Annotated in this window: 26 protein-coding genes; 9 read left to right on the top strand and 17 right to left on the bottom strand. The window is 70.8% G+C overall.

Translation table 11 applies throughout. The annotated features are described in order from the left end of the window. Positions 1 to 31: 31 nt before the first annotated feature. The 3 genes from ACIA8D_RS07750 to ACIA8D_RS07740 form a co-directional block, all read right to left on the bottom strand. Positions 32 to 1,441, bottom strand: coding sequence for a VWA domain-containing protein (locus ACIA8D_RS07750; RefSeq protein WP_399229731.1), 1,410 nt, complete (start codon positions 1,439 to 1,441; stop codon positions 32 to 34). Continuing rightward, the gene (locus ACIA8D_RS07745) at positions 1,438 to 2,634 is read right to left on the bottom strand and encodes an AAA family ATPase (protein ID WP_399229730.1); all 1,197 of its coding nucleotides are present in this window, start codon (positions 2,632 to 2,634) and stop codon (positions 1,438 to 1,440) included. The genes ACIA8D_RS07750 and ACIA8D_RS07745 overlap by 4 nt, the downstream gene beginning before the upstream one ends. A gap of 69 nt (positions 2,635 to 2,703) precedes the next feature. Next, positions 2,704 to 4,506: a thiamine pyrophosphate-requiring protein gene (locus tag ACIA8D_RS07740; protein ID WP_399229728.1), complete on the bottom strand. Its 1,803-nt coding sequence runs from the start codon at positions 4,504 to 4,506 to the stop codon at positions 2,704 to 2,706. 143 nt (positions 4,507 to 4,649) lie between these two features. Here ACIA8D_RS07740 and ACIA8D_RS07735 point away from each other — a divergent pair, with 143 nt between their 5' ends. The 4 genes from ACIA8D_RS07735 to ACIA8D_RS07720 all read left to right on the top strand — a co-directional run bounded on the left by ACIA8D_RS07735 (position 4,650) and on the right by ACIA8D_RS07720 (position 7,101). Further along, the gene (locus ACIA8D_RS07735; protein WP_399229727.1) at positions 4,650 to 5,051 is read left to right on the top strand and encodes a VOC family protein; all 402 of its coding nucleotides are present in this window, start codon (positions 4,650 to 4,652) and stop codon (positions 5,049 to 5,051) included. Between the two features lie 132 nt (positions 5,052 to 5,183). Beyond that, positions 5,184 to 5,342 carry a hypothetical protein gene (locus ACIA8D_RS07730; RefSeq protein WP_399229725.1) on the top strand — a complete coding sequence of 53 codons (159 nt, stop codon included), beginning with the start codon at positions 5,184 to 5,186 and terminating at the stop codon, positions 5,340 to 5,342. A 66-nt stretch (positions 5,343 to 5,408) separates the two neighbouring features. Then, complete coding sequence (locus ACIA8D_RS07725) at positions 5,409 to 5,906, top strand: two-component system response regulator (RefSeq protein WP_399229723.1); 498 nt, start codon at positions 5,409 to 5,411, stop codon at positions 5,904 to 5,906. Between the two features lie 130 nt (positions 5,907 to 6,036). Then, positions 6,037 to 7,101, top strand: a complete 1,065-nt coding sequence (locus tag ACIA8D_RS07720) for a hypothetical protein (protein ID WP_399229721.1) — start codon at positions 6,037 to 6,039, stop codon at positions 7,099 to 7,101. Positions 7,102 to 7,192: 91 nt separating this feature from the next. Here ACIA8D_RS07720 and ACIA8D_RS07715 read toward each other — a convergent pair whose 3' ends face one another. Next, positions 7,193 to 7,819 carry an HdeD family acid-resistance protein gene (locus ACIA8D_RS07715; RefSeq protein ID WP_399229719.1) on the bottom strand — a complete coding sequence of 209 codons (627 nt, stop codon included), beginning with the start codon at positions 7,817 to 7,819 and terminating at the stop codon, positions 7,193 to 7,195. Positions 7,820 to 7,945: 126 nt separating this feature from the next. On the opposite strand from ACIA8D_RS07715, the gene ACIA8D_RS07710 reads away from it, so the two are divergent. Continuing rightward, on the top strand, positions 7,946 to 8,323 hold the full coding sequence (locus tag ACIA8D_RS07710) for a DUF488 domain-containing protein (protein ID WP_399229717.1): 378 nt from the start codon (positions 7,946 to 7,948) through the stop codon (positions 8,321 to 8,323). A 10-nt stretch (positions 8,324 to 8,333) separates the two neighbouring features. Here the strand turns inward: ACIA8D_RS07710 and ACIA8D_RS07705 are convergent, their stop codons facing one another. The 10 genes from ACIA8D_RS07705 to ACIA8D_RS07660 all read right to left on the bottom strand — a co-directional run bounded on the left by ACIA8D_RS07705 (position 8,334) and on the right by ACIA8D_RS07660 (position 17,137). Further along, positions 8,334 to 8,693 (bottom strand): helix-turn-helix domain-containing protein, encoded by a 360-nt coding sequence (locus ACIA8D_RS07705; protein WP_399229716.1) that lies wholly within the window; start codon positions 8,691 to 8,693, stop codon positions 8,334 to 8,336. Between the two features lie 88 nt (positions 8,694 to 8,781). Beyond that, complete coding sequence (locus ACIA8D_RS07700; RefSeq protein WP_399229714.1) at positions 8,782 to 9,360, bottom strand: dihydrofolate reductase family protein; 579 nt, start codon at positions 9,358 to 9,360, stop codon at positions 8,782 to 8,784. A 19-nt stretch (positions 9,361 to 9,379) separates the two neighbouring features. Then, positions 9,380 to 9,730 (bottom strand): luciferase family protein, encoded by a 351-nt coding sequence (locus tag ACIA8D_RS07695; protein ID WP_399229713.1) that lies wholly within the window; start codon positions 9,728 to 9,730, stop codon positions 9,380 to 9,382. Between the two features lie 54 nt (positions 9,731 to 9,784). Further along, the gene (locus ACIA8D_RS07690) at positions 9,785 to 10,537 is read right to left on the bottom strand and encodes an SDR family oxidoreductase (protein WP_399229711.1); all 753 of its coding nucleotides are present in this window, start codon (positions 10,535 to 10,537) and stop codon (positions 9,785 to 9,787) included. Continuing rightward, complete coding sequence (locus ACIA8D_RS07685) at positions 10,534 to 11,775, bottom strand: acyl-CoA dehydrogenase family protein (RefSeq protein WP_399229710.1); 1,242 nt, start codon at positions 11,773 to 11,775, stop codon at positions 10,534 to 10,536. The genes ACIA8D_RS07690 and ACIA8D_RS07685 overlap by 4 nt, the downstream gene beginning before the upstream one ends. A gap of 11 nt (positions 11,776 to 11,786) precedes the next feature. Further along, complete coding sequence (locus ACIA8D_RS07680) at positions 11,787 to 12,416, bottom strand: HAD family hydrolase (protein WP_399229708.1); 630 nt, start codon at positions 12,414 to 12,416, stop codon at positions 11,787 to 11,789. Next, positions 12,413 to 13,225: an SDR family oxidoreductase gene (locus ACIA8D_RS07675; RefSeq protein WP_399229706.1), complete on the bottom strand. Its 813-nt coding sequence runs from the start codon at positions 13,223 to 13,225 to the stop codon at positions 12,413 to 12,415. The genes ACIA8D_RS07680 and ACIA8D_RS07675 overlap by 4 nt, the downstream gene beginning before the upstream one ends. 77 nt (positions 13,226 to 13,302) lie before the next feature. Beyond that, positions 13,303 to 14,802: an AMP-binding protein gene (locus ACIA8D_RS07670; protein ID WP_399229704.1), complete on the bottom strand. Its 1,500-nt coding sequence runs from the start codon at positions 14,800 to 14,802 to the stop codon at positions 13,303 to 13,305. Positions 14,803 to 14,942: 140 nt separating this feature from the next. Next, on the bottom strand, positions 14,943 to 15,746 hold the full coding sequence (locus tag ACIA8D_RS07665) for an enoyl-CoA hydratase-related protein (protein WP_399229703.1): 804 nt from the start codon (positions 15,744 to 15,746) through the stop codon (positions 14,943 to 14,945). After that, a complete protein-coding gene (locus tag ACIA8D_RS07660; protein WP_399229701.1) occupies positions 15,743 to 17,137 on the bottom strand; it encodes an MFS transporter in 1,395 nt (464 codons plus the stop codon). Before ACIA8D_RS07660 ends, ACIA8D_RS07665 begins: the two co-directional genes overlap by 4 nt. A 160-nt stretch (positions 17,138 to 17,297) precedes the next feature. Here ACIA8D_RS07660 and ACIA8D_RS07655 point away from each other — a divergent pair, with 160 nt between their 5' ends. Both ACIA8D_RS07655 and ACIA8D_RS07650 read left to right on the top strand, forming a co-directional pair. Beyond that, on the top strand, positions 17,298 to 18,239 hold the full coding sequence (locus ACIA8D_RS07655; protein WP_399229700.1) for an alpha/beta fold hydrolase: 942 nt from the start codon (positions 17,298 to 17,300) through the stop codon (positions 18,237 to 18,239). Between the two features lie 83 nt (positions 18,240 to 18,322). Next, a complete protein-coding gene (locus ACIA8D_RS07650; RefSeq protein ID WP_399229698.1) occupies positions 18,323 to 18,991 on the top strand; it encodes a TetR/AcrR family transcriptional regulator in 669 nt (222 codons plus the stop codon). On the opposite strand, the gene ACIA8D_RS07645 is transcribed toward ACIA8D_RS07650, so the two are convergent. Continuing rightward, the gene (locus ACIA8D_RS07645; protein ID WP_399229696.1) at positions 18,949 to 19,551 is read right to left on the bottom strand and encodes a PadR family transcriptional regulator; all 603 of its coding nucleotides are present in this window, start codon (positions 19,549 to 19,551) and stop codon (positions 18,949 to 18,951) included. The two genes, ACIA8D_RS07650 and ACIA8D_RS07645, sit on opposite strands and share 43 nt — an antisense overlap. A 91-nt stretch (positions 19,552 to 19,642) precedes the next feature. Here ACIA8D_RS07645 and ACIA8D_RS07640 point away from each other — a divergent pair, with 91 nt between their 5' ends. Continuing rightward, on the top strand, positions 19,643 to 20,044 hold the full coding sequence (locus ACIA8D_RS07640) for a nuclear transport factor 2 family protein (RefSeq protein ID WP_399229695.1): 402 nt from the start codon (positions 19,643 to 19,645) through the stop codon (positions 20,042 to 20,044). A 106-nt stretch (positions 20,045 to 20,150) separates the two neighbouring features. On the opposite strand, the gene ACIA8D_RS07635 is transcribed toward ACIA8D_RS07640, so the two are convergent. After that, entirely contained in the window at positions 20,151 to 20,549 is a 399-nt protein-coding gene (locus tag ACIA8D_RS07635) for a Zn-ribbon domain-containing OB-fold protein (RefSeq protein ID WP_399230175.1), read from the bottom strand. Between the two features lie 167 nt (positions 20,550 to 20,716). Further along, on the bottom strand, positions 20,717 to 21,436 hold the full coding sequence (locus ACIA8D_RS07630; protein WP_399229693.1) for a TetR family transcriptional regulator: 720 nt from the start codon (positions 21,434 to 21,436) through the stop codon (positions 20,717 to 20,719). Positions 21,437 to 21,561: 125 nt separating this feature from the next. Between ACIA8D_RS07630 and ACIA8D_RS07625 the strand changes: the two genes are divergently transcribed. After that, positions 21,562 to 22,053 (top strand): electron transfer flavoprotein subunit beta/FixA family protein (locus ACIA8D_RS07625; protein ID WP_399229691.1); only part of this gene is annotated, 492 nt, incomplete at its 3' end.

The following is a 22,053-nucleotide window of genomic DNA, read 5'->3' as shown; positions in this document are numbered from 1 at the left end:
CGGTTTCGGCCCGGCGGTCCGGCCCGGCCGGTCAGATCACGCGGAACAGGTCGGCGGCGGCGTGCACGTCGGTGAAGTCCGCCACCGAGCGGAGGTTGTCGCACAGCGCGGCCAGGACGGAATCGGCCTCGGCGGCGCGCGGGGCACCGACGGCCACACCGAAGACACGGAATCCGAGGCGGTGCTTGGCCGCGTTCCAGTCGCGCATCCACTCCTCGGTGACACCGCAGTCGTCGTCGGTGAGCAGCACGATGTCGCCGCGGGCGCGGGCCGCGTCGTCGAACTCCCGCTCAAGAAGGTCCCGGGCGGCACCCAGCGGGGCCTGGTAACTGGTGCCGCCGCCCAGGAACGTCTCCGCGAACTCAAGAGTCGCCTCAAGGCCCGCGCTCCGGTCGGCGGGGAACCGGAAGACCCGCACCTTGTCCGCGGCGGAGAACAGGATGCCGACGAAGTCCCGCCCGCCCGCGTGGGCCTGGTCGAGCAGCGCGAGCGCGCACGCCTTCGCCCACACCTCACGCGTGACGCCGCCGGGCCCCGCCTCGTACATGGAGTGCGAGGTGTCCACGCACGCGATGACGGCGCCGCGCCCGGTGGGCCGCTCGCCCCGGCTGTCGTAGAGCATCAGCTCCCCGGCGGCGTACCGGGCGGCGAACACCGCGCGCAGGGCGGGCACACCGAGCCCCGCGAGTTCGGAGGGGACGAGGCGGGACAAGTCGTCGCCGAGGGTGACGCCGACGAGTTCGCCGGTGGTGTTCTCCACCTTGCGGGCCCGTTCACCGGCGGCCATCTGCCGGAAACGGCCGATGAGTTCGGCCCATTCGGCGAGGCGGCCGGTGCGCAGCCGTTCGGCGAGCCCGGCCCGCTCCTCGTACGGCAGCCGTTCCGGTTCGCCGGGGCCGAGCCCCCAGGCGCGCATCAGGGACGCCTCTTGGCGGACGGCGCGTGAGGCCTTCGCGGCGGCTGCGCGGGCGGCGGCACGCACACCGGGAGCGCCTGGGGCCCCCGGAGCGCCCGGGTCGGTCGGCTCGCCGGGCTCTGTCTCGGCGACGTCCCGGCCCTCGCGCCGCGACGCCTCGTCCGTCCGCTCCTCGGCCGCCTCCCGATCCAGCAGCCCGCGCAGCGCGGGCCCCTGCGCGAGGAGTGCCATCGCGGCGGCGTACGGGTCGCCGACGGTCTCCCGGCGCGCCTCCACGAACTGCGGCGACTCGACGAGCGCGGTGACGAACGCGTGGTTGAGCAGCCGCGAGCGCGCCGTTCCGGTGCGCTCGCGCAGCCGCACCCGCTTCTTGTACGCGGCGAGGAACACATCGGCGAGCAGGTCCTGCGCACACGCGTGGCGCGCGGTCAGCTCGACCGCCAACTCCCTTATACCTGCTGCCTGTTCATAGGTGTCGCGCCACGTCAGGCGGTCGAAGTGGTCCGCGACCACGGCACCGTTCAAGCCCGCTCCCGCACCATGCTCGCGTCCACGCCGAGCGCCTCGGTGAGGATGCGGGCACGGACGGCGCGCCGGCGTCCCGTGACCCGGTCGATGGCGGCGGTGGAGCGGCCCGCGCCCGCCGCCTCCTCGCGGAGCTTCTCCAGGCGCTGCCCGGCCGTGGCGAGCTGATGGTGGGCCTTCTTGATGACCCAGTCGCTCAGTGCCTCGCGGGACTGCCCGGCCATGGAGTCGAGCTGGGTCTCCAGTTCCTCGATGGTGTCGGCCAGGTCGAGCGCCTCCTTGGCGTCGGGGTTGACCAGGTGCAGCACCTCCCGCTCGACGGTCGGGCGCTGGGCGGGCGAGTCCCACAGGACGTGGGTGAGCACCGACAGATCGGTCTCGGCGACCTCGTTCCTGCCGTCGAGGTACGCGGAGGCCTGGAGCAGCCCGACCGCCTGCCGCCAGCGCCGGTCGGAGGCGACGAGTTCCTTGCGGCGCAGCGCGGCCCGCAGCGTGCACACCGCGTCGACGACGGCGTCGGGGACCTCCACGGCGGGCACGGTCTCGGCCACGGCCCGCCGCAGCTCGGCCAGTTGGACGGTGGTCCGGGCCGGCGGCTCGGCGCGGCCGCCGACGGCCGAGCGGACGAGGGCGGCGAAGTTCGAGGGGTCCTCCAGATAGCCGACCTCGATCCGTACGAGGAGCCGGTCGTAGATCGCGGCGGTGTCCTCGCCCTCGGGCAGTTCGTTGCTGGCCGTGATGGCGCCGATGAGCGGGCAGTGGATCGGGGCGCCGCCGTTCTCGGGGTGGTAGATCCGCTCGTTCAGGTAGCCCAGCGTCTCGTTGAGTGCGGCGGTCGAGCACTTGAAGATCTCGTCGATGAACGCGATGTGCGCGGTCGTGGCCCGGCCGTCGTACACCTGCCGGTACTCGCCGCGGGCCAGGGCGGCGACATCGATGGGGCCGAACATGCGGGTCGGCGCCGTGAACTTGGAGAGCAGGATCTCCCAGTACGCCGCCCCCTCGACCCGCCCGGTCAGCTCGCGGGCCAGCTCGGACTTCGCGGTGCCAGGTGGCCCGAGCACGAGGGAGTGCTGCCCGGCAAGCAGGGCCGTCACCAACGTCCGTACGACATCGGTCCGTTCGTAGAAGCGCTCCGACAGTTCGCCGCAGATCGCGCGCAAGCGCTCGCCCGTGTCGTCCCGCGTCTCCACTGCCGCTCCCCCTGCCCGCAAGGCCCCACCGATGTCGGATCGGACCCCAAACTACGTCAGTGGTGCCTCTCAGCGGTCACCGCGCTTGCCGACGCCCGGCATGAACTCCTGCACCTTGGCCTTGAACCCCTGCTTCACCACGTCGGTGCTCTGCGGGTCGCCCTTGAGGATCGCCTCCGCCGTGGACTCCATCTGCTCCCACGTCGCGTGCGGCGGGATCGGCGGGACGGACGGGTCGGTGCGGAAGTCGACGACGGCGGGCCCGTCGGCGGCGAGGGCGGCGCGCCAGGCCTCGGTGACGTCGCCGGGTTTCTCGACGCGGATGCCGGTGAGCCCCAACTGCCCTGCGAACGCGGCGTAGTCGACGTCGGGGAGCTCCTGGGAGGGCACGAAGGAGGGCGAGCCGCCCATGGCACGCAGCTCCCAGGTCACCTGGTTGAGGTCACGGTTGTTGAACACGCCGACGACGAGCCGCCGATCGCTCCAGCGGTGCTGGTACTTGGCGGCGGTGATGAGTTCGGCGAGCCCGTTCATCTGCATCGCGCCGTCGCCGACGAGCGCCACGACGGGCCGGTCGGGGTGCGCGTACTTGGCGCCGATGGCGTAGGGGACGCCGCAGCCCATGGTGGCGAGGGTGCCGGACAGGGAGCCGCGCATCGTTCCGCGCATGGTGATGTGCCGGGCGTACCAGTTGGCGGCGGAGCCGGAGTCCGAGGTCAGGATGGTGTCGTCCGGGAGCAGCGGGTCGAGGGCGCGGGCCACGTGCTCGGGGTTGATCGGGTCGGCGCTCAGGGCGGCGCGGCGGTCCATGACCTCGTGCCAGCGCCGCACGCTCGCACAGGTCTCGTCGAACCAGTCGCGGCCCTCGTTGCGGCGCAGCAGCGGCAGCAGACGGCGCAGTGTGGCGCGGGCGTCGCCGACGAGGTTCACCTCGTACGGGTAGCGCATGCCGATCATGTGCGGGTCGATGTCGATCTGGACGCCGCACGCCTTGCCGAAGTCGGGCAGGAACTGCGCGTACGGGAAGCTGGAGCCGATGGTGAGCAGGGTGTCGCAGTCCCGCATCAGCTCGTAGGAGGGGCGGGTGCCGAGCAGGCCCGAGGCCCCGGTCACGTACGGGAGTTCGTCGGAGAGCACGTCCTTGCCCAGCAGTGCCTTGGCCACTCCGGCTCCGAGGAGTTCGGCGAGCTCGCACACCTCGGCCCTCGCGCCGGCCGCGCCCCGGCCGACGAGGATCGCCACCTTGTCTCCGGCGTTGAGCACCTCGGCGGCCCGCTCCACCGCCTCCTGCGCCGGTTCGGCGGTCCACGAGCTGCGGTCGAGGCTGGAGGGCACCATCTTGAACGCGTGCGGGGGCGGTGTGTGGTCGAGTTCCTGCACGTCCCCCGGGATGATCACGGCGGTGGGGGCGCGGCGCGCGGTGGCGGTGCGCATCGCCCGGTCGAGGACGTTGGGCAGCTGCTCGGGGACGTTGACGGTCTCCACGAAATCGGAGGCGACGTCCTTGTAGAGCGTGTGCAGGTCGACCTCCTGCTGGTACGAGCCGCCCATGGCGCTGCGGGCGGTCTGGCCGACGATCGCGACGACCGGGACATGGTCGAGCTTGGCGTCGTACAGGCCGTTGAGGAGGTGGATCGCGCCGGGACCCGAGGTGGCGGCGCAGACGCCGACGCGGCCGCTGAACTTCGCGTAGCCGACCGCTTCGAAGGCCGCCATCTCCTCGTGCCGGGCCTGGACGAACTCGGGCCGATTGTCGGCCCTGCCCCAGGCGGCGAGCAGGCCGTTGATGCCGTCGCCCGGATAGCCGAAGACCTGCTCCACGCCCCAGGCGCGCAGCCGGTCGAGGACGTGATCGGCGACCTTGGTGCTCATGCCGGGACCCTTTCGCTCGGTTCAGGGAGGACTGCCGAGGGCCGGGTGACCAGCCAGGGGGCGGGGAAACCCGGGTTGGCGCCGCGCGCGCTGGGTACTCGGCGCCACGATGCGCACCACGGGGGTGCGACGGAGGAGGAGACATGAGCCTGGTGCGGGCGGGAGTACTGGTCCTGGACTGCGCGGAGCCCGAGGAACTGGCCGAGTTCTACCGGACGTTGCTGGACGGCGAGATCGAGGCGTCGCCCGGCAGCAACCGCATCGACGTCGTCGGCGAGCAGGGCATGCGGATGTCCTTCCGCCGCGACCTGAACGCCGCCCCGCCCAGCTGGCCGCGCCCCGACGACTCGCAGCAGGCCCATCTCGACTTCCTGGTGGCCCAGGAGGATCTCGACGAGGTGGAGCGCCGGCTGATCGGCCTGGGCGCCCGGCCGCTGGAGACCCGTGGCGCGCGCGGCCCGAACGAGATGCGGCTCTACTCCGACCCGGCGGGCCACCCGTTCGCGACGCACTGCGCGAAGCAGCCGGCGCCGAAGACCGCCTGAGCACGTCCGGGCAGGCCCCGGCGGACCCCGACGGGCCACCGGGCAGCGGTCTCGAACGAAGGCGTCTACAAACCCGTCTACAAACGAACTCGACCGAACTCACTCAATTTTCGGTCGAAGAAGGATCGGATCATGAACACAAAGGAACGTGCCCCGCATCCCGCAGAGACCAAGCGCGAGGTCAAGGGCCGGATCCGCACCTGCACGGCCGCCCGACGCGACACACGCGAGCCCGTCGGTGGCGCCAACGACCGTGACAGCGACTGGAATTTGGTGCGCGGAGAGGACTGAGCGACCTCTTCCCTCCCGTTGATTCCGGCATATGCTGGCCGTGCCGACGAGGGGAGGCGCTTGGCGATGCCCACCGCTGCACGGCCGAGGATCCTCGTCGTCGACGACCGCGACGACACACTTTTCGCGATGGAGAGCGCCCTGGCGCCGCTGGGCTACCCGGTCGACCGGGCCACCACCGGCGACGACGCCCTCAAGGCGGTGCTGCGCGGCGGCATCGGCCTGGTCCTGCTCGACGTGCTGATGCCCGATGTCAGCGGCCTGGAGGTCGCGCACTACATGACGCGCCTCGAACAGACCCAGGACATCCCCATCATGCTGATCACCGGCGCGGGCCAGGACACCAAGCTCGCCGCCAAGGCCTTCGAACTCGGCGTCGCCGACTACGTGTCCAAGCCGATCGAGCCCTGGGTGATGCGGACGAAGGTCCGCTATCTGTACGAGACGAGCCTACGCATGAACGCGCTGCGCGAGCGTCTTCGGACGTACGAGAACGGCGGCGACAGCAGGCTCGCGCCACCGGCGCACGCCGCTGCGGACCGCCCGCTGCCCCGCCCCGCCTGACCTGGCGCTTCGCCGCCGGGTGGCCATGGTCACACCCACTCGGGGACTTCCGACCTCCTCCACGGTTGTAAAGTACAACTGCACCAGGAGTTGTATAAGCCAACCGATTCGATCCGTGGAGGTCCTGCCCATGAGCGGCACGCGCGAGCCTGCGCTGCGCCACGTCCTGACGCATCTGCTCACCCCGCTTCTGATATGCGTCGGCATGGGCCTCGCCTACCTCGGCGCCTTCGCCTCGCCCGAGCCGCACCACATGCCGATCGCCGTCGTCGGCTCGGGCCCGCAGGCGAAGGTCTTCGCGCAGACGGTCAAGGACAAGGCGGGCGACGCCCTCGACGTCCGCACGCTGGCGTCCCGCTCGGCCGCCGTCGACCAGCTCGAGGCGCGGGACATCGACGGCGCCTACGTCCTCGGCGGCAAGCCCGAGCTGATCGTGGCCTCCGCGGGCTCCGACACCACCGTCTCCGCCGTCGAGAAGATCTTCACCCCGGTCGCCGCCCAGCAGGGCGCGCCGCTGAAGGTCACCGACGTGGCGCCCACGGTGGACGACGACCCGACGGGCCAGGGCCTGTTCTTCCTGCTCGTGGCGGTCAGCATCGGCTCGTACGCCTCGGTGGCGGTGATCGGCGGGGCGGGCGCCGCGCTGCGGATGCGCACCCGCGCCCTGCTCGTCGTCGGCGCCTCCGGCGTGGTCAGCCTGATCGGCGCGGCGTTCGCTGGGCCCGTCTTCCACCTCGCGCACAGCCATCTGTGGGGCCTGTGGGGCATGACGTGGCTGTATTCGGCGGGCGTGCTGCTGATCGGCGTGGGACTGCACACGTTCCTGAAGAAGTGGACGACACTCGGCGTGATGGTGCTGTTCGTGATGCTGAACTTCACCAGCTCCGGCGGGATCTTCCGGCCCGAGCTGCAGAACGGCTTCTTCGCCGGCCTGCACAGCTTCTGGAACGGCGCGGGCTACGTCGAGGGCGCCCGCAGCCTGCTCTACTTCGGGCAGCACGACCTCGCCCGCAACATCTGGACGCTGGTGGCCTGGCTGCTCGTGGGCGCGGCGATGATCGCCGTGGCGGCCCTCGCCGAGCGCCGACGCGGCACTCCGGCCGTCGCCGAGGCGGCCCCCGCGCACAAGCACAAGCGGGAGTCCGTGCGCGACCAGGAAGAGGAAGAGGAGATGGAGGAGGCGGTCGGCGTCTGACCGGGCCGTCCCCCGAGACGCACGCGTACGGCGAGGGCCCCGCTGGAGCAGCGGGGCCCTCGCCGTATGCGCTGTGTGCCGTCGGCTCCGGTCACACGCCGGCGGGGATGTCCTTCGCCCGCTTGCGGACCGCGAACGACGTGCCGATCTCGACGACGCCGACCACGAGCAGCCAGATGCCGGTGACGAGCGTGAGGACCGCCAGGGTCTCGAACGGCGACACGATCAGGACGATTCCGGCGAGCGCGGTGATGACGCCGAGGAAGATCTGCCAGCCACGCGTGGGCATGGCGGGGTCGGAGGCAGCGGCGACGGTCTGCGTGATGCCGCGGAACAGCCAGCCGATGCCGATCCACAGGGCGAGCAGCAGCGTCGATTCCATCGCGTCACGGAAGCAGAACAGGCCCAGCAGCACCGACAGGGCGCCGCTGATGAAGCCGATGACACGCATCCCGGCCGTGGCGTGCGTACCGAACGCGGCGACGAGCTGGAAGATGCCGCTCACCAGCAGGTACACGCCGAACAGGACACCCGCCACACGCAGCGAGGCGCCCGGCCAGGCCAGGACGAGCACCCCCAGAATCACCGAGGCGACGCCCATGAGCAGCACGGCCTGCCAGGCGGATTGGGCGAGTCTGCCGAGCGGCCCCTGCCCCTGCGGGGCGTCGCCGCCGGGCGTCCGGTGGGGAGTCTGCGGGTCGTACGGTGCTTGGGTCATGCTCGACTGTCCCTACGGAACACCGGGCTCCGCCATCGCGCGTGGGCCGAACGGCTGACGGCGGGCGACCGCCGGTGCGCCGCCGCACCCACGGCGCACCCCGGAGGAAAGCAGCACAATGGGGCCATGACCGCACACCATGGCACCGGATCCTTCGCCGTCCGCCGGGTCTACGATCCCGCCGCCCCGGCCGACGGCACCCGTCTGCTGGTCGACCGGCTCTGGCCGCGCGGTGTCTCCAAGGAGCGCGCCGACATCGACGAATGGCTCAAGGACATCGCGCCGTCGAAGGAGCTGCGTTCCTGGTACCACGAGGACAAGGCGGACCGGTACGACGCGTTCGCCGAGCGCTACGCGGCGGAACTGGACGAACCGGAGCGCGCGGAACTCGTCGACCGTGTGCGCGGGCTCGCCGAGCACGGGCGGGTGACGCTCGTGACGTCGGTGAAGGACATCGAGCACAGCCATGTGCCGGTGCTGCGGCGCCACCTCGAAGAGAGCTGAGCCCGACCGCTCAGGCGGCGAGGCAGACGGTGCCCTGCGCGCCCCGGCCCGGTGCGCCGGGGCCGGTGCGGGAGACCAGCCGGACCGGCCGCACCGCCTGCGCCAACTCGCCCTGTGCGAGGAGGAGTACGTCGACGAGCCCGAGTCCGAGCGCGCCTGCCACGGCGGCCAGCATCTCCGACGACGCCTCCTTGCGTCCGCGCTCCATCTCGGACAGGTAGGGCATCGAGATCCCGGCGACGTCCGCCACGTCCTGCAGCGTCCGCCCCTGCGCCCGCCTGCGCCGCCGCAGCACCAGGCCGACGACATCACGCCACAAGGGCTCCTGGGCCGGAGCGGGACGGGGGCGGCGACTCTCCTGGATGCTCATCCGCCCACCGTACGAGCGCACGCGGCGGCCCGCCCGGGGCTTCGCCCACGGCGATATCCCCGCGCCCGGTCGCTCGGCCGTCAGCCCCTCATCCGCGGTCCCGCTCGTGCCGCAGCAGGACGACCCCGTTCCCGAACGTGTGGGTCTCGATGAGGCGCAGGGGACGGTCGGCGAAGGTCTTGCCGGGGTGGAACATACGGTTGCCCGTGCCGACCAGGACCGGGTGCACGTAGACCCGGAACTCGTCCACGAGGTCGTGTTCGAGGAACGTCGTCGCCAGGTTCGCCCCGTCGATCACCAGATCGCCGCCGGGCTGCTCCTTGAGCGCGCGGATCGCCTCGGGCGCCACTTCCGGCATGACGGTGGTGTGCCACTCCCCCGGCCCCGGCTTCAACGTCCGGGAGAACACGATCTTCGGCACCTCGCGCCAGATGCCCGCGAACTCGACGGTGGTCGGCGAGGCCTCGGGGTCCTGGTCGGCCGTGGGCCAGTATCCGGCCATGAGCTCGTGCGTCACGCGTCCGCTGAGGATGCCGCCGAAGGTGCGGGACACGACGTTCATGTGCTGGAGCAGTTCCTCGTCGACCCGGTGCCAGTCGATCTCCCGGTCGGGGCCCTCCATATAGCCGTCGAGGGAGATGCCCATCATGAAAACGATCTTGCGCATCGGCGCTCGCCTCTCGTCGCTAACAGCGCTCCCAGTCACACGGAGGTGAGGGGCAGGCGTGCGCATCGTGTTCCTTCAGTGCGACGCTCACCAGGCTCAGCAACAGCTGCACATCCGTGTCGCATTCGAGAAGCACGGTAATCCAGGAGGCCCCCGGTTGCACCCTGATGGCACTGTTGTGCCGCAGTTGGGGCAGCAGGCGCTGCACGGCCGACGACGTCAGGTACAGATCGGCGCAGTCGTCGGCATGGAAGTGCACAAGGTCGTGGCCCGCCGCGCGGAACGCGTGCCCAACCGAGCACTGGGGCGGGCCACTTACCAGGGTCGGCCATGTTCCGAGTTCGGTCATGGCGCGCTGGGCCGCGGTCATGCCTCCATCCTCGCGCACGCTTCACCTGGAGGACCACCCCCATCCATCACGCCGTTACAGCGGGCCCGAGCCGACGAGTTGTCCGCCGTCGACGACGAGGGTCTCCCCGGTGATCCAGCGCGCGCCCTCGCCGGCGAGGAAGGCGACCGCCTCGCCGATGTCCTCGGGTTCGCCGATCCGGCCGAGCGGCGTCGCGCCCGCGACCGCGTCCTCGTTGTCCTGCCACAGCGCCTCGGCGAGACGGGTGCGCACGACGCCGGGGGCGATGGCGTTCACCCGTACCTTCGGGCCCAGTTCGAGGGCGAGGTGCTTGGTGAGGTGGATCAGGGCGGCCTTCGAGACGTGGTAGATCCCGACGTCCTTGGCGACCGAGAACCCGCCGATGGAGGCCGTGTTGACCACGGCGCCGCCGTTTTCGCCCATCCAGGCCCGCACCGCGAGCGACGTCCACAGGATCGGCGCCCACAGGTTGACGTCCATGGTCTTGGCGAAGCGCGCGTGGTCCTGGTCGACGATCGGGCCGTACGCCGGGTTCGTACCGGCGTTGTTGACGAGGATGTCGAGGCGGCCGTACGTCTCCACGACGTGCTCGACGCAGGCGCGCGCGGCGTCCTCGTCGGTGGCGTGCGCCCCGAACCCCTCGACGTCGCCGCCGAGTTGACGGGCCGCCTCCTTCGCTCGCTCCTCGTCGCGCGAGGTCACCACGACGCGGGCGCCGCGGTCGCGCAGGGCGCCGGCGGCCGCGAGGCCGATGCCCCGCGACGCGCCGGTCACCACGGCGACCTTCCCTTGCAGGGAAGAGGTCACTTCTCACCCCGTTCCTTCTGCCGACGGCGCAGCTCGCGCCGGGCGATCGTCCGCTTGTGCACCTCGTCGGGGCCGTCCGCGAGGCGCAGGGTGCGCAGGTGCGCGTACATGCTGGCGAGCGGGAAGTCGTCGGAGACGCCGCCACCGCCGTGCACCTGGATGGCGCGGTCGACGACCTTGAGCGCGACGTTCGGCGCGGCGACCTTGATCGCGGCGATCTCGGTGCGCGCCTCCTTGTTGCCCACGGTGTCCATCAGGTGGGCGGCCTTGAGGGTGAGCAGCCGCGCCATGTCAATCTCGATACGGGCCTCGGCGATCCAGTCCTGGATGTTGCCGCGGTCGGCGACCGGGGAGCCGAAGGTCGTGCGGGACTGGGCGCGGTCGATCATCAGGTCGAGGGCGCGCTCGGCCATGCCGACGGCGCGCATGCAGTGGTGGATGCGCCCCGGGCCGAGCCGGGCCTGGCTGATCATGAAGCCGTCACCCTCGCCGGAGAGCAGGGCGGTGGCCGGGACCCGGACGTTCTCGAAGAGGACCTCGGCGTGGCCCTCGCGGTCCTGGTAGCCGAAGACGGGCAGGCCACGCACGATCGTGACACCGGGGGTGTCGATCGGCACGACCATCATCGACTGCTGGTGGAAGGCGGGCCCGTCGGGGTCCGTCTTGCCCATGACGATGAGGACCTTGCAGTTGGGGTGCAGGGCGTTGGAGGTCCACCACTTGCGGCCGTTGAGCACGTAGTCGTCGCCGTCGCGCTCCATCCGCATCTGGATGTTACTGGCGTCCGAACTGGCCACGGCGGGCTCGGTCATGGCGAACGCGGAGGCGATCTCACCGTTGAGGAGCGGCTTGAGCCACTTCTCCTTGTGCTCCTCGGTGCCGAAGAGGGTGAGGACCTCCATGTTGCCGGTGTCCGGCGCGTTGCAGTTGGTGGCCTCGGGGGCGAGACCCGCGCTGCGGCCCATGATCTCGGCGAGCGGCGCGTACTCGAGGTTGGTGAGTCCGGGGCCCCACTCGGGGTGCGGGTGGAAGAGGTTCCACAGGCCGCGCTTCTTCGCCTCGGTCTTCAGCTCCTCGATGACCGGCGGGTGGAAGTGCGGGTCACCGGACTCGGCCATCTGCGCGGCGTAGACCGCCTCCGCGGGGTAGATGTGCTCGTCCATGAAGGCGAGCAGCTTGTCCTGGTACTCCTTGCCCCTGGCGGACTGTTCGTACACGAGTGGTTCCTCCCAAGTCATTGCGTACGGTGTCACACGCGGCCCGACACGCCCAGCAGGCGGTCGAGTTCGGCGGCGGTCGTGGCGGCGTCGCGGTGCACGACCCCGGCGATGCCGATGCGGGCCGCGGACGTGATGTTCTGTTCCAGGTCGTCGACCATGACGGTCTGTTCGGGTGCGACGCCGAGGCGTTCGCAGGCGATGGCGTAGGCGCGCCGCGAGGGTTTGCGCACGCCGATCTCGCCGGAGATGGTGACGGCGTCGAAGAGCGCGGGCAGGTCGAAGCCCGCGTAGCAGTCGTCGCCGAGGGAGTTGGAGAGCAGTCCGACACGGTGCCCGTCGGCGCGCAGCTTCGCGACGAGCGCGACCGTGTCCGGGTCGGGACGCAGCCCGGCCTGCATGCGGGTCACGAGTCCGGACGCCTCGACGTCGGCGCCGTGGGCGCGCAGCCGCGCGGCGAACCCCTCCTCGAACGCGCGCTGTCCGATGAGCCCCTTCTCGTGCTCGACGAGCAGAGCGCTGGACTCCTCGTCGTGCGTCAGCAGGCGCAGCAACAGGCCGGGTTCACCGGTGAGTTCGCGCCCGAGGTCCTCGAAGGCGTCGATGAGGCTGGTGGTGAGGACGCCGCCGAAGTCGAAGAGGACGGCGCTACGCGCGGTCACCGTACGGACTTCTGGTAGCGGCGCATGCCGCGCAGCCAGCGGTCGTAATCGCTGCCCTTGTGCCGGTAGAAGTCGAGCACTTGCGGGTGCGGCAGGACGAGGAAGCGCTCGTCGCCGACGGCCGCGATCACCTCGTCGGCGACGTCGAGCGGCTTGAGCAGGTTCCCCGCGTCGAGGACGGCACGGGCCGCGGCCTGCTCCGTGGGATCGGAGGAGCGGGTGCCCGCCATGAGCAGCTCGGTCTCGACGCCCTGCGGGCACAGGCAACTCACGCGCACACCCTCGTCCCCGTACGTGACCGAGAGCCACTCGGAGAACGCGACGGCGGCGTGCTTGCTGACGGCGTACGTCGCCGAGCCGATCTGTGTGAGCAGGCCGGCGGCCGACGCGGTGGAGAAGAAGTAGCCCTCGCCGCGCTCCACCCAGCCCGGCACGAGGAGCTTCGCGGCGCGCACATGCGCCATGGTGTTGATGTTCAGCGCGCGGTCCCACTCCTCCTCGCTCGCCTCGAGACCCTTGCCGCCGCTGATCCCGGCGTTGGCGAAGTACAGGTCGACGGGCCCGAAGCCCTCCTCGGCCGCCGCGATGAGCCCGCGCAGGTGCTCGGTGTCACCCGCGTCCCCGGCCCGGCCCGCGACGCGCTCCCCGTGACTCTCGGCGAGCCGCCGCACGGTCTCGTCCAGGCGGGCCGCGTCGAGGTCGGTGAGCAGCACACCTCGGGCGCCGGCCTCCAGGAGGCGCTGGGCCACGGCGGCGCCGATGCCCCCGGCGGCTCCGGTCACGATCGCGACCTTGTCGTTGATCAACATCCCGCTGTCCGCTCCTTCGCTTGCCTACGTCCCACCCGGTGCGTGCCACTCACCGTACTTGAATCCGACGTCAAGTTCTAGAGAGCCCTGACGGCGGCCGGGTCGATGGCGCGTTTGAGGATCTTTCCGGTGGCCCCCTTCGGCAACTCGTCGACCACAGCGAGCAGATGGGGCACCTTGTAGGCGGACAGCCGTTCCTTGGCCCAGGACCGCAGCTCCCGCACGTCGAGGGTGGCACCGGCGCGCAGGGCGACCACGGCCGCGACCTCCTCGCCGTAGTGCGGGTCGGGCACCCCGATGACGGCGGCCTCGACGATGTCGGGGTGCTCGTACAGCACCTCCTCGACCTCGCGCGGGTACACGTTGTAGCCGCCGCGGATCACGAGGTCCTTCTTGCGGTCGACGATCCGCAGGTCGCCTTCGGCGTCGAGGGAGCCGAGGTCGCCGGTGCGCAGCCAGCCGTCGGCGTCGAGGGCCTCACCGGTCGCGTCGGGCCGGTTCCAGTACCCCTTCATGACCACGGGCCCCTTGATGTGCACCTCGCCCACCTCGCCCGGCGGCAGGTCCGCGCCCGTGTCGTCGCGCACGGCGACCGCGCAGCCCGGCAGGGCGCGGCCCACGGTCCCCGGCGCGGCCGGTTCGCCCGCGAGGTGGCAGGTGCCGGCGCCGGTGGTCTCGGTGAGCCCGTACCCCTCCACGATGGTGCACCCGAACCGTTCCTCGAAGGCCCGCATGACCTCGACGGGCAGGGAGGCCCCACCGGAGGAGGCGAGCCGCAGGCCCGCGAAGTCGACGTCCCCCTCCTCGGTGGCCCTCAGCAGAGCGTTCCACATGGTCGGCACGCCCGCGATGAAGGTGGGCCGGTCGCGCCGGATGAGCGCGGTCATCGCCCCGGCGTCGAACCGTTCGAGCAACGTGAGCGAGCCGCCCGCGAGCATGGTCGTGCCCATCACGCAGGCCTGCCCGAACACATGGAAAAGCGGGAGCCCGGTGACCGCGCGGTCGTCGGCGCCGATCGAGTGGATGTCGCGGAAGATGGCGGCACACGAGGCGAGATTGCCGTGGGTGAGCTGGGCCCCCTTGGGCCTGCCCGTGGTGCCGGAGGTGTAGAGGAGGGCGCCGGTGTCGCGGCCGTCGACCGGAAGCGGCTCGGGGGCGGAGTCGGCGGGCCCGAAACCACCCAGCCCCTCCCCCACCTCCCGGACTGCCACGCCCAGTTCATCGGCCGTGCGATGCGCCACCGGGGCGAGCGCATGCCACGCCAGGACGAGCCGCACGCCCGCGTCCCGCCCCATGTACGTCAACTCACGCTCGGTGGCCATGGTGTTCGCGGTGACCGCGACGGCGCCCGCGGCGAGGATCCCGTAGTACGCCATGACGAACTCGGGCACGGACGGCGCGACGAGCAGCACCCGGTCACCGGGCCGAATGCGGTGGGTGTCGAGCAACTCCCTTACCGTAGCAGCACGTTCGCGAAGCTCCCCGTAGGTCCAGGCGACCGACCCCGATCCACGGAGCGCGACACGGTCCGGAGCGGCGGCCGCGTGGGACCAGACGGATGCGGAGGCGTTGGCCATGAGGAACCTTCCCTGTGTCGTTCGGAACCCGACACGGGCTCCAGAGCGGGACCAGCAAAATCAAGCCCCGCCGGCGATTGAGGCGCGGGGCCCCGGGCAGAGCCCCGCGACCTCGCGCCGGGGTGACCGCAACGAAACGGTCAGGCCGGACCCAACGGCCGAAACGCCGGCACCCGCCCCTCCAAATAGCTCCGCACACCCTCCGCCGCGTCGGCCCGCCCGAACGACTCCTCCATGAGCGTCTCGGCCCGCCGCGCCGCCCCCTCGAAGTCCGTCTCGAACGCCTCGGCCAGCTGCTGCTTCATCACACTCATCGACGTCGGCGACGACCACGTCGCCAGCTCCGTGGCGTAGGCGACCGCCTCGTCGAGCAGCTCGTCCCGCTCGACGACCCGGTTCACGAGCCCCATCTCGTACGCCTCCGTGCCGCGCACCACCCGCCCCGAGAACAGCAGGTCCGCCGCGCGCGCCGGGCCGACGATCCGGGGCAGCAGCCACGCGATCCCGTACTCGGCGATCAACCCGCGGCGCGCGAACGACGTCGTGAACTTGGCCTCCGGCGTCGCGAACCGGATGTCGCAGTAGAGGGCCTCGACGAGGCCGAGCCCCGCCGCCGCCCCGTTGATCGCGCCGATCAGCGGCTTGCGCAGGCTCAGCGGGAACCAGCGGGGCCGCTCCCTCTTCGGCCGCTCCTCGCTCGCCGCGTCGGCGGAGCCGATCCGCTCCAGTTCGGCCATGTCGGCGCCGGCGCAGAACCCGCGACCCGCGCCGGTCACGACGACCGCGCGCACCTCGGGGTCGGCCTCCGCCTCGTCGAGGAGCGCGAAGTAGCGGTCCTCCAGGTCGTTGGTCCAGGCGTTGAGCCGGTCGGGGCGGTTGAGCGTCACCACGGTCACCGCCCCGTGCCGCTCGGCGTACGCCAGGTCCTGTTCGGTCGTCGTCACGTTCGCGCTCCTTCCACGGCGCCCGGAACCGCTGTCGGGTCCTCGCGCACCTCACGCGGGTTGGTCTCACGCAGCACCCAGGCACAGCCGAAGGTGAGCGCGCCCATCACCGCGACGAACACGGACACCCAGGTGGTGCCCCCGGTGCCGCCGATGATCGCGGTCATGATGAGCGGGGTGCCGCCGCTGATGGTGAGCGCGGCGATCTGGTAGGCCAGCGAGGCACCGGAGTAGCGCACCCGCGGCTCGAAGAGTTCCCCGATGTAGGCGGCGAGCGGACCGTACGTCAGGGACTGGCCGAATCCGCCGATCAGGACGGCGACGCCGAGCCACAGCAGCGAACCGGTGTTGACCAGCCAAAAGTACGGGAACGCCCAGAGCACGATGATCGCCGCCCCGACGAGCACGGCGGGCCGCCGCCCCACCCGGTCGGACAGCCAGCCCGCCCAGAGCACGAACAGGGCACCGACCGCGGTCACCGGCATGGCGACCAGCAGGATGTCGTCCTTGTCGAGGCCGAGATGCTCCGCGGCGTAGCTGATGACACCGGCGATGCTGATGTAGAAGAGGCAGTTGGTACCGGCGAGGAGTCCGGCCGCGAGCAGCACGGTGCGCCACTTGCTGCGCACGACCTCGATGACGGGCGCGCGGGCGACCTTCTCCTTCTCGCTCTTCGCGGCGGCCTGCTCGGCCATGGCCCGGAACTCGGGCGAGTCCTCGACCTTGTTCTGCACGTACATCACGACGGGCAGCAGCACGGCGCTCACCAGGAACGGGATGCGCCACCCCCAGCTCATGAACGCCTCGTCCGAGGTGACGGTGCTCGCGAGGAGGAAGACCCCGTTGCCGAGGAACACACCGAGCGAGACACCCATCTGACCGAAGGTGCCCGCGTACCCCTTGCGTTTGGGCGACGCGGACTCGGTGAGCAGCAGCGCGATGCCGCCCCACTGGGCGCCGCAGGCGAGGCCCTGCACGAAGCGGAGCAGCACGAGGAGCAGCGGCGCGGCGGCGCCCATGACCCCGGCGCCCGGCAGGCAGCCAATGAGGAACGTACAGGCGCCCATCAGCGCCATGGACAGGACGACCATCGCCTTGCGGCCGTGCCGGTCGCCGAGGTGTCCCGCGACGACTCCGCCGATCGGCCGGGCGACGAAGCCCGCCCAGAAGGTGCTGAACGACAGCAGGGTGCCGGTCAGCGCCGAGGAGTCGGGGAAGAACACCTGCGGGAAGACCAGCGCGGCGGCCGTCCCGTAGAGAAAGAAGTCGTACCACTCGATGGAACTGCCGATGAGTCCCGCGGCGAGCAGTTTGCCCGAGGCGCGCGCCGGAGGTGTCCCGGCGGCTGCCTGCTCGGAGCCTTTTCGGGGCTGTGCGGTGGGCGGATTCACGTGCGGGGCTCCTCCGTCGTCCGAACATGTCACGACCGCTGCGGCCCTGCGGCCGCCCCCTGTATATTTGAACCCAACGTCAACTTCAATACCTTGAACACGCCCTTGAACAGGGACTGTTCAAGTTGTCACCCGGCGTCGAGTTCGAGGAGTTGCCCAGATGACCACCCCCGCCCCCGTGACCGAGTGGAAGCGCGTGGCTTCGCGGCAGGTCGAAGCGAACGGGATCTCGCTGCGCGTCTTCGAGCACGGCCCGGCCGATTCCGACAAGCCACTGGTGGTGCTCTGCCACGGTTTTCCCGAGCTGGCCTTCTCGTGGCGCCATCAGGTGTTCGCACTCGCCGAGGCGGGGTACCGGGTGCTCGCGCCGGACATGCGCGGGTTCGGCGGCAGCTCGCGGCCCGCGGACGTCGACGCGTACGACACACTCACCGTCTGCGCGGACCTCGTCGGGCTGCTCGACGCCGTGGGCGCGGACGACGCGGTGTTCGTGGGGCACGACTGGGGCGCGCAGGTGGTGTGGCAGCTGGCCCTGTCGCACCCGGAGCGGGTGCGCGGCGTGGTGGGCATGAGCGTGCCGGTGGCACCCCGCTCCCCCGTGGCGCCCCTGCCCGTGATGCAGCGGCGGCTCGGCGACGCCTTCTACATGGTGTGGTTCCAGGAGCCGGGTGTCGCCGACCGCGCCCTCGCGCAGAACGTGCGCAGGACACTGGTGACGCGGGAGATCTGGTCGGCCGAGTGGGCCGAGCGCCCGGACGAGAAGTTCCCGCCGCCGCCGTGGCTGAGCGAGGAGGAACTCGCCTACTACGTCGATGAGTTCGAGCGCACCGGCTTCACGGGCGGCCTCAACTACTACCGCAACCTGGACCGCACCTGGGAGCTGACGGAGCACCTCGCCGGACGCACCGTCGACTGCCCCTCGCTGTTCGTCACCGGATCCGCCGACCCGGTGGGCCGGTTCATGCCCGCCGACCGCCTTGAGGAGGTGCTCACCGATCTGCGCGGGCACATCGTGCTCGACGGGGCGGGGCACTGGATCCAGCAGGAGCGGGCCGGCGCAGTCAGCGCCGCTCTCCTGGAGTTCCTCGCGGGTGTCGGCTGATACGATCCGCAGCCACCGGTGGGTGCTGCACACCCTTGAGGAATCTTCGCCCACCAGTGGAAACACGAACGGAGGGACCCGCGTTGGCTGCCCACGCCCCGGCCGCAGACGGCGGACAGAAGCAACCCATCACACCGCGCAGCGCCCGCGGCGTCCGCACGCGCAACGCGCTGGTCGTCGCCGCCCGTGAGGTGTTCGAGCGCGACGGGTATCTCGACGCCCGGATCACGGACATCTCCAAGGCCGCACATGTCGCGTCCGGCTCGTTCTACACGTACTTCAACAGCAAGGAAGAGATCTTCCAGGCGCTCGTCGCGCAGGTGCAGGAGGAGATGCTCCACCCGCATCTGCGCGAGCGCACCGGCATCACCGATCCGCGCGAGATGATCGACGCGTCGAACCGCGAATATCTGCGCGCCTACAAGAAGAACGCCCGCCTCATGGCGCTCTTCGAGCAGGTCGCGCAGGTCGACGAGACGTTCAAGCAGCTGCGCATCGAGCGGGGCAACGCGTTCGCGCGCCGCAACGCCAAGCTGATCCGCTCGCTGCAGGACGCGGGCGCGGCCGACCCGGAGCTCGATCCGCTGGTGACGGCGCACGCCCTGTCGGTCATGGTGAGCCGCATGGCGTACCTGGTGTTCGTCCTCGGCCAACGCATCCCGTACGAGAAGCTGGTGACGACGCTCAACAAGATCTGGGAGAACGGGCTTCAGCTCAAGGAGCCCGCGTCCTCCGGGGAGCCGGAGGGCTGAGCGGCGCGGGCGGCGCGCCGTTCCAGGATCTCCAGGACGCGCCGCCCCCAGCGCAGGTTCTCCTCCTCGAAGGAGATGCCGCGCAGCAAGGTCAGATAGGGGCCGATCCGCCCCCCGTCGGCGAGGAAGTCCTCCTCGCCGAGTTCGCCGAGCAGATGCCGCCGCACCCGCTCGTAGCGGGCCAGTTTCCCGCGCGCCCAGTCCATGCGCTCCTCGATGTGCGCGCGCACGGCGTCGAGTTCGCCGACGTCGACGGCCTGCACCTTCACCATCAGTTCGTCGCGCAGCGCGAGCGGTTTGGGCTGCCGCCGCGTGAACGCGGCCAGGTCGGCGCGGCCGGCCCCGGACAGCGTGAACATCCGCTTGTTCGGCCTGCGTTCCTGCGGCACCACCCGGGCATCGATCAGTCCGTCGGCGGTCAGCCGGTCCAGCTCCCGGTAGAGCTGCTGGGGCGTCGCCGCCCAGAAGTTCGACACCGAGACGTCGAAGATCTTCGCCAGGTCGTACCCGGAGGCCTCGCCCTCAAGGAGTGCGGACAGGACGGCGTACTTGAGCGACATGTGGACACCATACAGCGATGCGATTACTGTCACCCGCACCTATTCAACTTGTTGCCTATAAAGCTGTGGGCGAGGAATCGAGGTGGCACCCATGCATCCCTTCCGTGCGGCCGTGGAGAAGGACGATCTCGACGCGGTCGAGGCCATGCTGGCCGAGAACGTGGTCTTCACCAGCCCGGTCGTGTTCAAGCCGTACCCGGGCAAGGCGATCACCGCGGCGATCCTGCGCGGCGTCACCCGCGTCTTCGAGGACTTCCGCTACGTGCGGGAGATCGGCGACGCCGACGGGCGGGACCATGTGCTCGTCTTCGAGGCGCGGGTCGGCGACCGGAAGATCACCGGCGCGGACTTTCTGCACTTCGACGAGGGCGGCCTGATCGACGACTTCATGGTGATGGTGCGCCCGCTGTCCGCGGCGCAGGCACTGGCCGAGGCGATGGGCGCGCAGTTCGACCGGATCGCCGATGAGGCGGCGCGGGCCGACGGTTCCTGAGCGGCATTCGCGGCAAGTGTGACGATCCTGTGGGCCGACGGCGAGGAACGTGCCATCTCCATGGTGAGGCGGCCCGCGCGGCCGGGCCCGGTGCGGGTCGCCGGGGTCAGCGCAGGTCGTAGTCGACGGTGAAGTCGTCCTCGAGCTCGAAGAGGACCTCGCCGGAGTCGGCGGCCGCGTTGGCCACGGGGCGCACGCTGGCGCCGAGCCAGACCATGTGCGGCGCGGTGCCCACGATGCGGCAGGGCACGATGAAGTCCTCGGGGAAGCGGACCAGCGCCTCGTTGCGCGCGACGCCGGTACCGCGGTGGACGACGCGGGACTGGACCACGACGCCGGGACCCGCACTGTGCTCCGTCTTCAGCTCGCTCGACGCGCAGACCGGACACAACAGCCGCCGGAACGACGGTGTGCGGCACCAACGGCAGCGCTGGTAGGGGAATCCCGCGTCGGCGTCCGCGTCGCCCGCGGCTCCCTTGACGGCCTCGGCACCGTGCGGCGCCATGACACCAATGCCGCTCGTGAACGTCCCTGACATCACTGACATCCTTCGGCCTCCCGCTCTCGCCGGCGCGCGCCGGGCGGCGGTGCCTCGACGCACTCTCAGCGTATGACACTCAGTGCCAGCCGGTAAAGACACTGAGTACCATCAGCTTGCTTCGGGCCCCGTTCTCAGTCGTCCCGCAGCGCGGATTCCACCCGCTGGATGACCCGCCACATCGGGGCCCCCTTGGTCGCCACCATGACGACGACGTCCTCCTGCGGGGACTCGGGCGCGGCGCCACCGCCCTCACCTTCCCCCCAAGTCCGCCGCACGAGCCGCAGCGCTCGGTCGACCGCGTCCTCGGCGTCGCCCTCGCCGCCCGAACGCAGCCACGAGCGCAGCCCGTTGTTGTGCGCGGCGACGACGGAGGCGGCCACCACCTCGGCCCGCAGCGAACCGTCGGCGGCATCGGCCCAGCGCCGCCGCAGATACCCGGCGAGCGTCCGCTCGTAGCGCCGCACGACGGACAGTTCATACGTCCGAAGCCCCGGCACCTCACGGGTCAACTTGTAGCGCTGCACGGAGAATTCAGGGTTCGTGGAGTAGACGCGCAGCACCAAGGACGCGGCGTCGCACACCACGTCCACGGCGTCGCTCTCGTCGCTCGCGGCGTCCAGGAACGCCGTCATGTCGGCGAGGCAGCTCTCGTGGTCCGGGAAGACCGCGTCCTCCTTGGACGGGAAGTAGCGGAAGAACGACCGCCGCCCGACCCCGGCCCGCGCCACGATGTCGTCGACGGTCGTCCGCTCGAACCCGTGCTCCGTGAACAGCTGGAACGCCGCCTCGGCCAGCACCTCCCGCATGGGTGCCTTCTTCTGTGACCCGTTGACCTCGCGCGCCTCGCTCATGCCGGGAACGTAACACCGGATCGCCGCTCTTGGCACTAGGTACCTTTACAGAGGGAACTGAGTGCCATACGTTGGCGGAAGTAGTTGGACGACTGCGTAGGACAGCAGGCAGTGGAGGAGTCGGCGTGAGCTTGAGGATCGTTGTCACCGTGAAGTACGTGCCGGACGCCACGGGCGACCGGGGTTTCGCCGATGACCTGACGTTGGACCGTGACGATGTCGATGGTCTGCTGTCGGAGCTGGACGAGTACGCGGTGGAGCAGGCGCTGCAGATCTCGGAGAACTCCGATGACGACGTGGAGGTCACGGTCTTGACCGTGGGCCCCGAGGACGCGAAGGACGCGCTGCGCAAGGCGCTGTCGATGGGCGCGGACAAGGCGATCCATGTGGAGGACGACGACCTGCACGGCACGGACGCGATCGGTACCTCGCTGGTGCTGGCGAAGGCGATCGAGAAGGCCGGCTACGACCTGGTCGTCTCCGGTATGGCCTCCACGGACGGCACCGCCGGGATCGTGCCGACGCTGGTCGCCGAGCGGCTGGGTGTGCCGCAGGTGACGCTGCTGTCCGAGGTCGCCGTGGAGGGCGGCAAGGTGACCGGCCGCCGTGACGGTGAC

The organism is Streptomyces sp. NPDC051684, assembly GCF_044453445.1.
GTDB lineage: Bacteria > Actinomycetota > Actinomycetes > Streptomycetales > Streptomycetaceae > Streptomyces.
The sequence above is the reverse complement of the archived record's forward strand: the minus strand, read 5'-3'. Positions and strand labels throughout refer to the sequence as shown.

What these genes read in the sequence shown, in the direction of transcription:
- ACIA8D_RS07740 (WP_399229728.1), bottom strand. Translation starts at nt 4,506, where the DNA reads ATGAGCACCAAGGTCGCCGATCACGTCCTCGACCGGCTGCGCGCCTGG.
- ACIA8D_RS07735 (WP_399229727.1), top strand. Translation starts at nt 4,650, where the DNA reads ATGAGCCTGGTGCGGGCGGGAGTACTGGTCCTGGACTGCGCGGAGCCC.
- ACIA8D_RS07730 (WP_399229725.1), top strand. Translation starts at nt 5,184, where the DNA reads ATGAACACAAAGGAACGTGCCCCGCATCCCGCAGAGACCAAGCGCGAG.
- ACIA8D_RS07725 (WP_399229723.1), top strand. Translation starts at nt 5,409, where the DNA reads ATGCCCACCGCTGCACGGCCGAGGATCCTCGTCGTCGACGACCGCGAC.
- ACIA8D_RS07720 (WP_399229721.1), top strand. Translation starts at nt 6,037, where the DNA reads ATGAGCGGCACGCGCGAGCCTGCGCTGCGCCACGTCCTGACGCATCTG.
- ACIA8D_RS07715 (WP_399229719.1), bottom strand. Translation starts at nt 7,819, where the DNA reads ATGACCCAAGCACCGTACGACCCGCAGACTCCCCACCGGACGCCCGGC.
- ACIA8D_RS07710 (WP_399229717.1), top strand. Translation starts at nt 7,946, where the DNA reads ATGACCGCACACCATGGCACCGGATCCTTCGCCGTCCGCCGGGTCTAC.
- ACIA8D_RS07705 (WP_399229716.1), bottom strand. Translation starts at nt 8,693, where the DNA reads ATGAGCATCCAGGAGAGTCGCCGCCCCCGTCCCGCTCCGGCCCAGGAG.
- ACIA8D_RS07700 (WP_399229714.1), bottom strand. Translation starts at nt 9,360, where the DNA reads ATGCGCAAGATCGTTTTCATGATGGGCATCTCCCTCGACGGCTATATG.
- ACIA8D_RS07695 (WP_399229713.1), bottom strand. Translation starts at nt 9,730, where the DNA reads ATGACCGCGGCCCAGCGCGCCATGACCGAACTCGGAACATGGCCGACC.
- ACIA8D_RS07685 (WP_399229710.1), bottom strand. Translation starts at nt 11,775, where the DNA reads ATGACTTGGGAGGAACCACTCGTGTACGAACAGTCCGCCAGGGGCAAG.
- ACIA8D_RS07675 (WP_399229706.1), bottom strand. Translation starts at nt 13,225, where the DNA reads ATGTTGATCAACGACAAGGTCGCGATCGTGACCGGAGCCGCCGGGGGC.
- ACIA8D_RS07670 (WP_399229704.1), bottom strand. Translation starts at nt 14,802, where the DNA reads ATGGCCAACGCCTCCGCATCCGTCTGGTCCCACGCGGCCGCCGCTCCG.
- ACIA8D_RS07655 (WP_399229700.1), top strand. Translation starts at nt 17,298, where the DNA reads ATGACCACCCCCGCCCCCGTGACCGAGTGGAAGCGCGTGGCTTCGCGG.
- ACIA8D_RS07645 (WP_399229696.1), bottom strand. Translation starts at nt 19,551, where the DNA reads ATGTCGCTCAAGTACGCCGTCCTGTCCGCACTCCTTGAGGGCGAGGCC.
- ACIA8D_RS07640 (WP_399229695.1), top strand. Translation starts at nt 19,643, where the DNA reads ATGCATCCCTTCCGTGCGGCCGTGGAGAAGGACGATCTCGACGCGGTC.
- ACIA8D_RS07635 (WP_399230175.1), bottom strand. Translation starts at nt 20,549, where the DNA reads ATGGCGCCGCACGGTGCCGAGGCCGTCAAGGGAGCCGCGGGCGACGCG.
- ACIA8D_RS07630 (WP_399229693.1), bottom strand. Translation starts at nt 21,436, where the DNA reads ATGAGCGAGGCGCGCGAGGTCAACGGGTCACAGAAGAAGGCACCCATG.